We start from the raw sequence: 14,469 nt of genomic DNA on the forward strand, positions 1-14,469 counted from the left end.
GGGTCATAATTGAGGTACCCGTATTATCATCTTAGCACCATCCCTTGGTTCTTTGTCTGCTGGAGTGTCTCTGCTTCCTTGAGTGCCGAGGCTGTCCGCTCATGGGCGGCCAGTTGCTGCGCGGTCCTCATGGTTTTCCAGGACTGGGCGACCTCTTTTTTCTGAGCCGTGTTCATGCCTGACGTCACACGCTGGTACGTCGCGCCATCGCTGTCTTTGGCTGCGAGCGGCAGGAACGTCCGTTCACCGAAACGCTCAGAGACTGCTTTGGCAAAACCATCAAGCTCGGCTTTGATCATCGTGTCGGCCAGCGCATAGTCGAGACCTCCCGACAGATCGTTTCTGTCGATAGCCTCACGAACACGTTTAAGGACAGCTTTGGCATTCTCAGAAAGTGCAGGTATTGCAATCGCGACCCTTTCGCGGCGAGCGGTCTCGTTGGCAATATGACGCTGTTCCACCTCACTGCGCTGACGCAGGTAGTCACTGATGCTGGCTGCAAGTGCTGTGACATTGTTTAATGCCCGATCACGGTTGGTCGTGTCAGTTCGACTGGCAAACAAGCCTGTCTTGCCCTTGAGTGCGCCGAACGTCTCAGGCCTACTGAGGATTTTGGCAAGCTTCTCTGTCGCTGTCGCCTGATCGCGCACCATCGCATTGACGTCGATGGCTGCAAACGCTGCCTGTGGCTCCGCATAAACAAGATGGAAACGCATCGACACTTCCTCCCACAGCGTCTTCAGGCCAGTGTCGGCTGCAACCCTGTCATCAACCACCTGCTCGATCGTCCTGGGATAAAGGGTGATGCCGGACACCATCGGCTTGACCTCTCTTTTCGGATTGATTGCCGTGTGGGGACCAGTGGTATTGCTGGCGCCTTTCAGGCCCATTGCGAGGTCGATCTCACGCCACATCCTTGCGCCAATGGTTGCAAGTCGATCTCCCAGATCCTGCAACCGATGTTTTTGCAGAATGGTCGATGCGAGCCGGTCTCTGGCGATCGTGCGGGCGACATTCATCAGGTTGAGGCCGCGCGTCTGCGCAAATCGCAGCGCGGCGCGATAGGAAGACGCCTGCTGATAATCGAGTGTGGTTTCCTTGGATCCGTCACGAGAAAGGCGCTGCTTCAACCGCTCCATGGCAATCTCATGCAACGGTACAACATGCCAGCTGTTGCGTTCGGCTGTTGTACCATCTGGCAGTGTGACCGGCTGTGAACCCTTGTGCTCAAGTGCGATGTGGTCACCGATATTTGCCTTGGCATCCGTGATCGCACGGGCCAGATCAACACCCCATAGGGTGTGCTGCTGGCCATCACGCTGTGCGAGCGTCACGAAGTAGCTTTTGCGGTTGTCCGGTTGGTGCTCATAGGGTGCAGCACCATGGTCGATGAGAATGCCACCGCGTTTGCCGATGAACTCATCCATGCCGACGTAGATCTCGGCTGTCTGACGGTGCCGCGTCATCGCGACATAGGTCAGATGACGGTCCAGCGTGTTTGAGGCAAGGACCTTCACACAATCAACCGTAGCACCCTGGGATTTATGGATTGTGGTCGCATAGCCATGATCGATGTTGTTATAGAAGCGCTGTTCGATAGTGACCTGGCTCCGGTTCGTACCGTCACCGATCTTTGCCACGACACGGCCCGGGCCTGCGTCCACGACCCTGGCCAGCATCCCGTTTTTGACCCCGAGGCTGCCCTCGTTCTTGAGGAAGACGATCCTGTCACCGACATCAAAATGACGAACCCCATCCTCGGTACGGAACGCAAAACCTTCCCTGACAATGCCACGGTCGACCAATTTGGCACGGGCCAGTTCGTTCAATTCACGAACATCACGACGGCGATGGGCGAGGATCAGTGAGGATGACTGGTCTTGGAACTCCTGGTTCCAGGTTTCGATCAGCGCCTCAATTGCGTCCTGACGTGAGGACGCAATCCGCACCAGTCCGGCCCGCTCATACGCCTCCAGGCCTGTGGCGACGTTGCCACGCGCCAGATCCAGCGATGCATTGCGCATCCATTGTGTCTGCTGGCGATAGATCGTCTCAAGTTCTGCATATCCAATACGATCGGCAATGGCCCGGAATGCAGCACCTGCTTCGATCGGCTGAAGCTGATCGGGATCACCAACCAGCACGAGTTTGGCGCCAGCCTTCGTTACCGCCTCGACGAACATCGCCATCTGCCGTGACGACACCATGCCAGCCTCGTCGAGAACAAAGATCGTTTTGTCATCAAGCTGATCACGACCCTCATTCCAGCGAAGTTCCCAAGAGGAAAGCGTGCGCGAGACAATGCCGGCTTCCTTCTCCAGACCATCGGCAGCCTTGCCAGCCAGTGCGCCACCGACCACGCGGTAACCGGCTGCCTGCCATGCCTGACGAGCGGCCTTCATCATGGTTGTCTTTCCCGCACCTGCGCGCCCGACAACGGCTGCGATCCGTTCCCGCCCGGCAATATGGGCAATGGCGGTCTTCTGCTCCTCGGATAGTCTGGTGTGTTGGATAAAGGCAGTGTCGAGCACTGACTGACGAACGCCGTGCGATGATCGTCGTGATAGCCAGAGCGCCTGGGCTGCCATGCCCGCTTCCAACCGGATCAGGTCTTGCGTCGTGTACTTCTCGAGCGACCGCGCACCACTCTCAAAGTCGATCCTCTCGCGATCAAGCCGCAGGATCTGCGGGCTTTGCAGAATGCGTGCCATCAGGCTCTGGAAGAGGGCGGCATCATCGATATAGCGATGCAGGATTTTTGCAATGTCGTGACTATCGAAGACGCTTTTCTCGCGACTGATCAGGTCAAGCACAAGATCGGGATGACGCTCGATACGGCGGGCATTCTCCGCACGACGCTCCTGCTGCAGCTCGAGCCGCTCAAGCTCGGCTGCCTTTCCCTCAATGTCAGCTTTGCGCTCGATGGCCCTGGCGCCGACGCCCAGATGAATGGTCGGAGTGAGATCGATGCCTTGCTTTTCAAATGAGCGGCCATCAACGGTGATATCAAGACCGGCACGTGCAAGGTGACGGTTCTGGCAGGCGAACCAGCCATCGCGGAGCGCGTTGAAGTCGTCGATGCCACCGGCCCAGAGTTCATAGGCGATCTTGCCGGCATCATTGCGAAGCGGCTTGCCATCCGGACCTGTCACCGCAATCTTTTTTGGCCCGAACCCGTCTTCGGTCAGCGGTCGCAATGTGGTCATCAGATGGATATGCGGATTATCAGGCGCATCATGATAGACCCAGTCAGCCACCATGCCACGCGCCGTGATGTGATCTGCCACGAAGTCCCTTGTCAGTTCGATGTTCTGTTCCCGTGACAACTCGATCGGCAGGGCGATCGTTATGTCCTTGGCAAGCTGTGCGTCGGAACGCTTCTCAAAATCCTCGACCCTGTTCCAGAAGACTTCAGCCGCAGTTGAGACGGAGTGATCGGCGATCATTTCGCGCAGCCATTCAGGGGCATCGGCGGGAATGGCGAACTCCTCATGCAGGAGGTCCTGCTTGCGGGTGTAGTCGATTGTTCGGGCTTCGCGCCCATATTCCATCTTTGCACAGTGGCGATAGGCCGCCGACAACACGGCACTGCGGCCGGAGCCACGTGCAACGATGCTGACTGAGAAGTGCGGGACGGCCATAACGACAAAAGATCCTTTGCTGGAACATCATCAGAAGTGTTCGACAGGATCGGATGGCCCCGCCAGGGGTCTACAGCAACACGTCGCATAGCGACGTATAATTGCGCCCTTCGGATCCGTCCTTCGAACGGTCGGGATGGTGCGCAAAAGCGTAGGCTGCGCCTACTCGCATTTCTGTCAGTGGATCGGCGCGCCGATCTGACAGAGCATGATGGCATAAATTACGATCAATGCCGTCAAGGGACAATCGGAAATGAAGAAACCATCATCAAAGATTCGGCAGGAAATCGCCAAGCTGCAGGACCAGCTAAAGGAAGCCGAGACGAGAGAGGCCGAGCGCATTGGGCGCATTGCACTAAAGGCTGGGATTGGCGACATCGAAATCGCCGCTTTAATTTGGATCGGAGGGCTAGAAAACTGACGAACGAACTCGGTTCGTTCTCTGGCTCAATATTGCCTACAACCTTGCCAAGAACGCATGTGATTGGCGCGGTAATGCCGCGCAAGCGTTCCACGATGTCGCTCTTTCGTCGCTGGCTTTCTGGACTTGGACGCTGAGTGTAAATGGCCAAAAGTATTGCCGAGAGCATTGAGCCCGCCGCACTGTTTTTCGTGCATCATGAGGCGTCGTGCGCCGCGCCATAACGGCGCGGGTCACATTCGGTGCTGTTCCAGATCCGGCCGAACGTGAAAACTGCCATTGCGGCATAGACGCCTATCCCTGCACCTATGAGAACCTGCGTTATACTCCGCACACGATTGCTGCTGGAAACATCGTCGAGCTGGTTTTGCACGAGGAATCTCACGTGCCTGGTGTCCCGTTGTCAAACCGATCCACATCTCCTTTTGGAACTGTTCTTTTGATATCTTTCCAGCCCTTTAGTCCTCTCTGATGTTCGCCTCGGCGGTAGCAATCATTTCCGGGTTCGCATTTTCGCTCAATCTCAGACCTCTTGCTTTGCTGGTGCATCTGGGTGAAGCTTTGCGCGTCCGTTCAGCATGGTCCTGATGGCCGCTCCGGATCAGGTATCAGGTGTATGCAATCATTGGCAATCGTCGCGGCGTGTTTAACGGCAGCATTCCAAGCGTCATCCAGTAGTGTCGCCTTGTCGTGCACTGGCGCGGTTATGCGGAGCGCAGCACCTCGAGAGCATCAAACGGAAAGAACCAGCACTTCGCGCCGCTTTCGTTTGAAAAGTCCGCCCGCACGACGGCGATTTCGACCGCGAAAATCGATTTGGATTATTACGGCACTGTGCGGGCTCGCGCTGGCTGCGCCTTCGATCTATTCATGCCGTATGTAGCTGCGGGTGTCGCATACGGTCAGGTTAAGTCTACTGTGGACATAGATGTGTTGGGCCGGTACGCTAGCCTCAATGGCAGTAATGTTGGTTGGATTGTTGGTGCAGGTGCAGACTATGCCGTGATTGGAAAACTTTGGTTGCGAACTGAGTATTTGTATGGCGACCATGGTACCGCGAAGCATCTCAGTGTTTCTGGATTTGGGGGCATATCCAGTTACGTCGCGGATTTGATCGTGAAAACCGTTCGTATCGGCCTTAATTACAAATTTTGAGCGCGCGGCCGCCAAGATAACCATCACCCTATTATCAAATGGGTGGGGGTGGTTGTTCGCTTGCTTAGACATGTGCCGTGTGGGATCATGCAACACATGTAAGGGGCCGTCCATGGATTTCAATCGCAACACTACGGTCCGCGCAACCGGCAGTCTGGACGAGGAGAGCTTCGCTGCTTTTCAATCAGCCGTTTATGCGCTTGCTCGTTGGAGCCGATAACTCAGGCAGGTATCGGTCTGCCAATCGGCCCAAAAGTGTCGTTGTCGGCCATGGGCTGTTCTTGTCGAAGCCCTTCTTGCGCCATCGCTCGTTATAGCAGTGCAGAAAGCCAGTGCTCTTGGGCAGACGGGTGCCTTTCTTGAAGAGGGCGCGGGGGCATTCAGCGGGCAGGAGCGGATTGGCGAAATCCGGTTCCATCAACGTGGGTACGACCACCGGGTAGTTTCTGGCAAGCATCGTTAATAGCCTCGGTCCGCAATCGCCCCATCGCAGCTTCTGGGTGTCGTAGCGCTCCGCAATCGCAAGGGCGAGATCGATGATATCGCCGGATTTCGGTTGGGGGAGGTAGATCAGATTGTTGTTCAGCCGGTAATGACGTCCATCCATTTTGTGTTCCGTTACGACGAAGCCATCAACTGCCTTTGCTTTCAACTGCAAAGCAGGAAGCATGCAGATGACGTCGAGATCGGACCAAAGACCACCCTTCACGCAAAGGACGGCATAGCGGAACAGATCGGCGAAACCCGCGTAGCTGCCATTGTAATAGCGAAAAATGCGGCTTTCCGGCAGGATTTCGCGCGCGTCGCACAGCTCCACACCAGCGGGAACTTCACGCATATCGCCATATGTCCAGAGCTGAACACGGTATCCGTTTTTAACGAAGCTGGAGCATGAGAGCCGTTCGAGGTTGCTCAGCTCTCCATTAACCCAAAGCATATGGACCGCGACCTCGACGTCGGGTGCAGCAGGCTTTTTTGGCAGGTCACTAAAGTACGAGAGCGGTATGCTGTCCTTACTTGCAATTGCTTTTGAAAAGCTTTTTTTTAGTCCAAAAAACACAAAAAATTTCCTTGGCGTCGTATCGATTGGATCGCACAACCAAAACTATATTGCAATCACCCCTTAGGCATTTGGTGGGGTGTGCATCGTCTAATTCTAAGCTGAGGTTGCGCGAACAATAGAGGTTACATCAATGACCGATCCTCGCGAGAGCCCGATAGTGCTATAGTTGGTGCTGGATAGCCTGAAGTCAGAAAGAATACCCGATTTGACGAGTTATCCTTGCTCACAGGAGCAGCTCCTTACCATTCTGAATGAGATGCTTATGTTGTTCGCACCTTAACAAACCGAAGGCGCGTTGGCAGTCACCTTTCTTTCACGATCTACCATGGCCTTGAGGCCATTTTCTTGATTACGCAGGTCGGTAGTCTCAAATCGTGTTTCGCTGCCCTTGATGCATTATTTCCTTAGGCAAGGAGGCCTAGGCGTCTATGGCTTCTGTGGGAATTTCGTAGCGCGCTATCACTGCAGTGGGTGCTGCTGTTTGGACTGTTAGGAGGTTAAACGCGCCGGATCTTGAGGCGTCCATCGTTTGCGCGCTATTGCTGCCCGGATTTACGCGCTAGTTATTTTCTTGGATTTGCTAACGGCGTTGCGCTTGAGTGTATCAATAGTCACGATGGGTTTTTGAAACGCACTCCGACACCACCGCCATTTGCATCGATGAACTCGATACCAGCGTTTTCGAGCGCTGTTTTTATGCTTTCGAGTGTGGCTGGGCGCAATTGTTCGTCCCGTTCCAAACGCGTAATAGTTTGTGTCGAAACGTTAGCATTTTTAGCAAGTTCCAGAACACCCCACCCCAAAGCAACCCGCGCAAGTTTGCACTGAATTCCCTTCATATCACCATACCATGATGATTTCGGTTGCGCATCTGTAAGTTGCCTTGTATAGTTTCGCATATTGAAACGGCTGCATTCGGTGTTACGAGCACCAAATGCAGCCTGACCACAATCAAGCTGTTTGGGAGCTCGGATCATGGCTGATTCCGACAATAGCAGAACTTTGTCTGCAATCGCGAGACCTGATTTCATATCAAGCACCTTTGTGCAACTTTTTGCAACTTCCTGGCGGGCAGGGTGCAACGCATGGTCGCGTCTTCTGTCGTCGATTTTTCCAATAAAACGGACCTATCCGGCCAGTTAGCGCAGCTGCGTAAACTGCCAAGAGCGGTGCTCGTGATTTCCTGACCCGGACAGGAATGTGACCCGCGTTCGGCTTTTGTGGCCCCAGAATTTCAGAACAGCAACCGCAAACCTCTCGATGTGGGCAACCACAGCGCGGAGTGCGGTCGCCTTTATTCCAATAACAAAGAGGGAACTATCTCATGAACTTTGCATATGCATTTCGTCCCGTCGCGATCACTGCGGCCATCCTGTCCATGACAGTGTTCAGCGGGCCAGCAGCCCTGGCCCAGACCGGGGCACAGGCAGAACTGCGGATCGCAACATCCTACAAGCTGATGACGCTGGATCCGCATTACGCCAACCTCAACGAGAATACATCGCTGCTGTCGCATATCTATGAGCGGCTGGTGTACCAGGATGAGCAGCTTGCCCTTAAACCCGGCCTTGCCGTGTCATGGTCTATGGTATCGGAGACGCAGTGGGAGTTCAAACTGCGTGATGGCGTCAAGTTCCAGGATGGATCGGAGTTTACCGCTGATGATGTCGTTTATTCCATCGAGCGTATCCGGGATTTTCTGCAATCGCCGAGCGGGGGCTATCGTTCCTACGTGACCGGCATCAAGACAGTCACGGCAACTGACCCGCTGACTGTGGTTATCGAGACAAGCACAGCCGTACCCAACCTGCCGCTTTTGATGTCGTCGGTGTTTATCATGCACAAGCCGGACGAGGGTTTTCAGACCACGGAAGAACTCAATGGTGGCCAGGCATCCAATGGCACCGGGCCCTACAGGTTCGAGCGCTGGAGTTCCGGCGAGACCCTGCAACTGACCCGTTATGACGGCTACTGGGGTGATCGTCCGGCATGGCCGTCGGTAAGCTTCCGGGTGATGGAAAGCCCGGCTGCCCGTGTGGCAGCCCTGTCGACCGGTGATGTCGATATTGCCGATGCCATTCCGGCCCGCGATGTCGGCTCTCTCAAACAGCGCGGCGCCGATGTCGCCAGTATCAGTGCGGCCCGGATCAACTTCCTGCAGTTTGATGTCGAGAAAGAAGCGGTTGCAGGCGTTACCGACAAGGCGGGGTCCGCTATCAAAAACCCGTTCCGGGATGTGCAGGTCAGACGCGCTCTTGCCATGGCAACCGACCGCGACGTGATCGTGGAAAAAATCCTGTCGGGGTATGGCACGGCCGCCTCGCAGGTGTTTCCCGAGGGGCTGCCGGGCACCTCGGCGAAGCTGAAGGCCGCAGCACCGGATTATGATGCCGCAAAAGAGCTTCTGACCAAGGCCGGTTTTCCAGATGGCTTTAATGTCATTCTTGCCGGTCCCGCCGGGCGTTATCCCGGTGATGGCGACAGTCTGCAGGCGGTGGCACAGAGCTGGGCACGCATTGGTGTGTCTGTGCGCCCGCAGGCCTCGCCATTTTCGGTGTTCAACACCAAACGTGCTGCCGGTGACTATGCCGTCTGGTATGGCGGCACCTCAGGGGAGGCGGTCGACATCATCCTGCATGCGCTGGTCGCGACACAGGACAAGGAGCGCGGTACCGGTGCGCTGAACTTCGGCCACTACAGCAATCCGGAGTTTGATGCGCTGCTGACCAAGGCGCAAGGCATTGAAGCGGGTGAGGTTCGCAATCAGGCACTGGCAGACGCGACCGAACTTGTCATGCAGGACCAGCCGATCATCCCGCTCTACCACTTCCACCACATTGTCGGCTTTGGTCCCAAGGTCGGTTCCTATGTCATGCATCCGCGCGGCTGGACCACAGCGATGCAGACCAAGGCAGCGACGGAGTAAGCGGATGGCCATTCTCTCTGCCGTCTCAGGGCGACTGACCCAGGCTCTGCTGTTGCTGCTGGCCATGTCGCTGATCGGCTTCATCGGCATTCACAGCGTCGGCAATCCGGTGTTCAACGTCGTCAATATCGAAACCGCCACGCCTGAGGATATCAGGCGTGCCACGATCGCGCTTGGTCTTGATCTGCCGATCTGGCAGCAATACGGGCTGTTCCTCAAAAATGTGCTGAGCGGTCAGTTCGGCACCTCCTACATCTACCACCAGCCGGCATTCGATCTGGTGATGAGCAAACTGCCCGCGACGCTGGAGCTTGCCTCGCTGGCCATGCTGGTTGCGGCAACCGCCGGGGTGGGGCTTGGCCTCGTTGCCGGACGTCGCAAAGGCTCAACTCTCGACCGGATCGTGCTGCGTGGCAGCGTCTTTGCCCTCAGCATTCCCTCCTTCTGGCTCAGCATGATGCTGATCCTGACCGGTGCCATCCTGACAGGATGGTTTCCGTCGGGGGGCAGGGGACCGACCACCACCGTGATGGGCACCGAGTGGAGCCTGTTTACCGGTGAAGGCCTCAGGCACATGGTGCTGCCAATGCTGGCGCTGGCCATTCCCAATATCGCACTGATTGCCCGCCTGACACGGTCAGGCACGATCGAGATCGAAAGACAGGAGTTCACGCGCTTCAGCCGGGCCCGTGGTCTGTCACCACGCCGTATCCTGTTTGCCCATACGCTGCCCAATATCAGCGTGCCACTGGTGACGATCATCGGGCTGCAGTTCGGCGGCATGCTGGCCTTTGCGGTTGTCGTCGAAACCATCTTCGCATGGCCGGGCATCGGCAAGCTGCTGATCGATTCCATCCAGCTGCTCGACCGGCCGGTGGTGATGGCAACGCTGACCTTCACCGCCGTTGCCTTCGTCCTGCTCAACGCACTGGTCGATCTCTACTACGTCGTGATCGATCCACGCGTGCGAACGTCATCATAAGGGAGGATGGATATGAAACCGCTCATCTTGCGGGCACTTGGCATGCGCAGCAGCTCAGGGCATGGCCCGCTGTTGCCAACCTGGCTGTCAGCCTATCTGCACCTATCCACTGTGCTGCTTGGCCTGTCTATCGTGGCGGCCATTGCCGCACCACTGATCTCGCCGCAAAACCCCTATGATCCGCTCCAGATCTACGCTTGGGAGGCGTCATCACCACCGGGCACAGTTGGCAGTGGCGGGTTTACCTATCTGCTGGGCACGGATGGCCTTGGCCGCGATATCTTCAGCACCATTCTCTATGGCTTGCAGATCAGCCTGGTCGTGTCGTTCACCAGTGCGGCCCTTGCCGCCATCATCGGGCTGACGGCCGGTGTGACGGCGGCGTATTTTAAAGGGTGGGTCGATGTCGTCATCATGCGCATCGTCGACCTGCAGCTTAGCCTGCCGACCATTCTGGTGGCGCTGATTGCCATCGTGGCGCTCGGACCGGGTGTTGACCGTATCATTCTTGCGCTGGTGATTGCCCAATGGGCGGCCTATGCACGGCTGGTGCGCGGTGTGGCACTTAGCGAGACACAAAAACCCTATATGGATGCCGCACGGCTGATGCGGCTGCCAACCCGCCGGGTGATCTTCCGCCACCTTTTGCCCAACAGCATTGCACCGGCCATCAGTCTCATCCCCATTGAAGTCGGGCATGCCGTTGCCCTTGAGGCCACGCTGTCATTCCTTGGCCTTGGCGTGCCGCTCGACAAACCGTCGCTTGGTTCGGCAGTTGCCAATGGTTTCCAGTATCTTCTGACCGGTCAGTACTGGATCAGCCTGTTTCCGGGGCTTGCACTGTTTTGCCTGATCGCCACCATCAATTTTACCGGTGAACACGTCCGTCTTCGCCTTGATCCCGGGAGTAATCTGCGATGACACCAGCCCTGTCCAATCATCCTGTCTCTTCAAACGATCCACGATCAACCCACTCAACGGGAACGAAGGTACTCACAACGCATATACTGACAGCCGACGCAATGCCGCTGCTCGAGGTCAAGAACCTTGGTCTGCGCCACCGATCGCCGGGTGGAACACACACCATCCTCAGCGATGTCAGCTTTACCCTTGGGCGAGGGGAGATCCTTGGCATTATCGGAGAATCCGGGGCTGGCAAATCGTCTATCGGCAATGCCGTTCTCGGCCTGATGGCCCCGGGCATGCAGCAGGTCTCCGGAACCATCATGCTTGATGGGTCGGCGATCGATGCCATCGAGACTTCACATCACGCCAGCAGGCGCCAGAAAATCTCGGCGGTGTTCCAGGATCATACCGCCTCACTGGATCCGCTGATGTCGGTCGGGGCGCAACTGCTCGAGACGGTGATTGCCCATAATCCGCAGATGTCTGCACGACACGCGCATGATCGGTCGCTGGAGTTACTGGAACAGGTTGGTATCCGCGAACCCGACCGCCGTTACCGCAACTTCCCGCATCAGTTCTCGGGCGGACAAAGACAGCGTGCGGTGATTGCCATGGCGCTGGCTGGCTCACCCGATATCATCATCGCCGATGAACCGACCTCTGCACTCGATGCCACGGTCCAAAAGCAGATCCTGCATCTCTTGCGCAGCATCGTCGACCAGACCGGTGTATCGGTCATCCTCGTCACCCACGATATGGGTGTGGTCTCCGAGGTCACTGACCATGTGCTGGTCATGCGCAACGGCAAGGTGGTCGAGTTCGACAGAACCGACAGGGTCCTCGACAATCCAAGAGAAGACTACACCCGCGAGCTGCTGGCGGCAGTGCCACGCCTCCACCTGACACCCAATGACCCGCCATTGCACAATCAAATCGCCAGAGAGCAAAGCGACATCGGTAAAAACGACAGTGCAATGAGAGACCCGATTGTTCTGGTCTCCGGCATCACCAAAACCTTTGCCCCAACCAACGTGGTGTCATTCGACAGACGGGGCAGGGACGGTTCCCGGCCCGCCCTTGATGACATCTCCTTCGTTCTGCCACGCGGCGAGATCACCGGCATTGTTGGCGAAAGCGGTAGTGGCAAGTCAACGATCGGACGTATTCTGGCCGGTCTTGTGACGGCGTCATCCGGGACACTCACGCTGGACGGGCAACGCTATGATGTAACCAGGCCTGGCCATCGCAGTGGCCTCATCGGTCAGGTGCAGATGATTTTCCAGGATCCGGCAGTCTCGCTCAATCCACGCATGCGCATTGGAGAGACATTGCGCGAAGCCATCCGTTTCGGGGCAGGTCTCAGAAACCGGGATGCGCATTACGAGATCGAAGCGATGATGGAAGGGTTGGGACTACCCGTCTCGTTGCTCAGCCGTTTTCCGCATCAACTCTCAGGCGGACAGAAACAGCGCGTGTGTATTGCAAGGGCGCTTCTGGCCCAACCGCGCATTATCATCGCCGACGAGCCGACCTCGGCACTCGACGTCTCTGTTCAGGCACAGATCATCCAGCTTTTGCGCGACACCGTCAAAGCCCGTGATCTTTCGATGCTGTTCATCTCCCATGATCTGGCCGTCGTGCAGCAGCTTTGCCAGTCGGTGATGATTTTTAAAGACGGCAGGATCGAAGACAGGGGAAGCTGTGACGAGATATTTTCCAACTCACAAAATCCCTACACCCGCAGCCTGATCGACGCCCGGCCAAGGCGGTTTTCGCGTTGAACGACAAACATTGAGCGACATGCCTGCTCGGCAACTCTGCACTCCGAGGCCCGGGACGCCGGGCAGTGGGGCAAGGAACCGGTAAAGGGAATTGGCAACGGGTCAAGAACGGGCGGCTTACGCCGTTGCTTGCCATCGTCTTTCCGGCGCCAGTCGTTGCGCTCCTCGTCGCTCGATGCCCGTCAATCTTCGGGCATAGTCACAGCCAATCCAATGCCATCTCGTTGGCAACAACAGGTAATAACCCATGACCAATCGATTTACAGTGGCTGTCACCGGCCAGTCCCTCATCAAACACGATATCCGTGATATCAAGAGCCCGGGTTTCCAGGCCGTCAAACAGGTGCTGCGACAGGCAGACCTCTCCTTCACCAACTTCGAAAGCACCATCCTCGGCAGCCATGGTGGCTGGCCGCTCAAAGGGTCATATTTCGGGTGCAGTGAACCGGCGGTGCTCGATGCCCTAAATGATCTCGGCATCGGTGCGCTGGCACTGTCCAACAATCATGCCTTTGATCTCGGTCCATCAGGCGTACTGTCCACACTGGAAGAAGCCGATCGCCGTGGTTTCCTGCATGCAGGTGCCGGTCGCAATCACGCCGAGGCAGCGCGGGCCGGGCAGGGGATCGTCGGCAACCGGCGAGTTGCCATGGTTGCCATGGATGGCGGACCCGGACCGGATATCATGTATGCAGCCGATGGCGGACTGTTGCGGCCAGACCGTCCCGGCATCAATCGCCTTAAACTCACCCAGCTGCTGGAGGTCGATGATACTGCCTTTGCTCAGCTGAGGGCAATTCGCGACAGGGTCGGTTATACATCGACGGATCTTGCCAATGACAGCCAGCCCAATGACCCGCCTTACGTCGACCCTCACGATGAACTGGCAATCGGCCGGACAATATTCAAACGAGCCGGTCGTTTTGGCCGCAACGTCCGCATCGATATCGCCGATTTCGAACGAAACCTGCAGGCCATCACCGCTGCTGCCGAAGACGGGGCACTTGTGGTTGCCTATCTGCATCATCATCATTGGGCGTCCAACTGGTACCAGGTGCCGGACTGGGTGGCATCCGTTGCCCGTCAATGCATCGACGCTGGTGCCGCGATGTTCCTCAGCCATGGTGCACCGGTTCTGCAGCCGCTGGAGATTTATCGCGGCCGTCCGATCTTCTACAGCTTGGGCAACTTCATCTTCCACGTACCGGCAACAGCAAACTGGCAGGCGCCGGAGGTGTGGGAGAGCGTGATTGCGTCCTGCGCTTTCGATCATGACAATACACTCACGGATATCGTGTTTCATCCGGTGGTGATTGGTGGAGAAGACACCATGTCGGACCCGGATCTGTCGTTGCGCCGTGCGCCCTATCTGGCCACCGGGGAACGGGCGACACGTATTCTCACAAGGTTTCAGGAGCAGTCGCACCGGCTGGGAACAGAGATTGATGTGTCAGACGGTATAGGTTCTCTACGGTTGGACACCAGGGATATCGACGTGGTCGCCGCAAAAGAGCATATCAACGCCGGGTATACCAGGCAGCGCACATCATGATGGTGCAAACCAGCGGACGACTGAAGCGGGGAAAGGGATCAA

At 56.8% G+C, this 14,469-nt stretch carries 9 protein-coding genes and 1 pseudogene; 7 read left to right on the top strand and 3 right to left on the bottom strand.

Annotated elements, in window-relative coordinates; translation table 11 throughout:
* Positions 1 to 26 precede the first annotated feature (26 nt).
* Positions 27 to 3,641 carry a Ti-type conjugative transfer relaxase TraA gene (traA, locus tag ACZ5FM_RS20720; protein ID WP_464040602.1) on the bottom strand — a complete coding sequence of 1,205 codons (3,615 nt, stop codon included), beginning with the start codon at positions 3,639 to 3,641 and terminating at the stop codon, positions 27 to 29.
* 253 nt (positions 3,642 to 3,894) lie between these two features.
* Between traA and ACZ5FM_RS20725 the strand changes: the two are divergent.
* Together ACZ5FM_RS20725 and ACZ5FM_RS20730 are read left to right on the top strand one after the other, a co-directional pair.
* A pseudogene (locus ACZ5FM_RS20725) lies at positions 3,895 to 4,026 on the top strand (TraC family protein); the annotation flags it as partial.
* Positions 4,027 to 4,752: 726 nt separating this feature from the next.
* Positions 4,753 to 5,217 carry an outer membrane protein gene (locus ACZ5FM_RS20730; protein WP_464040603.1) on the top strand — a complete coding sequence of 155 codons (465 nt, stop codon included), beginning with the start codon at positions 4,753 to 4,755 and terminating at the stop codon, positions 5,215 to 5,217.
* Positions 5,218 to 5,401: 184 nt separating this feature from the next.
* On the opposite strand, the gene ACZ5FM_RS20735 is transcribed toward ACZ5FM_RS20730, so the two are convergent.
* Positions 5,402 to 6,277, bottom strand: a complete 876-nt coding sequence (locus ACZ5FM_RS20735; protein WP_464040604.1) for a glycosyltransferase — start codon at positions 6,275 to 6,277, stop codon at positions 5,402 to 5,404.
* A 614-nt stretch (positions 6,278 to 6,891) separates the two neighbouring features.
* Positions 6,892 to 7,119, bottom strand: a complete 228-nt coding sequence (locus tag ACZ5FM_RS20740; protein WP_464041067.1) for a helix-turn-helix domain-containing protein — start codon at positions 7,117 to 7,119, stop codon at positions 6,892 to 6,894.
* Positions 7,120 to 7,658: 539 nt separating this feature from the next.
* Here ACZ5FM_RS20740 and ACZ5FM_RS20745 point away from each other — a divergent pair.
* The 5 genes from ACZ5FM_RS20745 (at position 7,659) to ACZ5FM_RS20765 (ending at position 14,427) form a co-directional block, all read left to right on the top strand.
* The gene (locus ACZ5FM_RS20745) at positions 7,659 to 9,206 is read left to right on the top strand and encodes an ABC transporter substrate-binding protein (protein WP_464041068.1); all 1,548 of its coding nucleotides are present in this window, start codon (positions 7,659 to 7,661) and stop codon (positions 9,204 to 9,206) included.
* Between the two features lie 4 nt (positions 9,207 to 9,210).
* A complete protein-coding gene (locus tag ACZ5FM_RS20750) occupies positions 9,211 to 10,188 on the top strand; it encodes an ABC transporter permease (protein WP_312948444.1) in 978 nt (325 codons plus the stop codon).
* Between the two features lie 12 nt (positions 10,189 to 10,200).
* Positions 10,201 to 11,109, top strand: a complete 909-nt coding sequence (locus ACZ5FM_RS20755; RefSeq protein WP_464040605.1) for an ABC transporter permease — start codon at positions 10,201 to 10,203, stop codon at positions 11,107 to 11,109.
* A 101-nt stretch (positions 11,110 to 11,210) separates the two neighbouring features.
* A complete protein-coding gene (locus tag ACZ5FM_RS20760; protein WP_464041069.1) occupies positions 11,211 to 12,875 on the top strand; it encodes a dipeptide ABC transporter ATP-binding protein in 1,665 nt (554 codons plus the stop codon).
* Positions 12,876 to 13,122: 247 nt separating this feature from the next.
* On the top strand, positions 13,123 to 14,427 hold the full coding sequence (locus ACZ5FM_RS20765) for a CapA family protein (RefSeq protein ID WP_464040606.1): 1,305 nt from the start codon (positions 13,123 to 13,125) through the stop codon (positions 14,425 to 14,427).
* The last annotated feature ends 42 nt before the right edge of the window (positions 14,428 to 14,469 follow it).

This window comes from Agrobacterium sp. 5Ca50 (assembly GCF_055381905.1).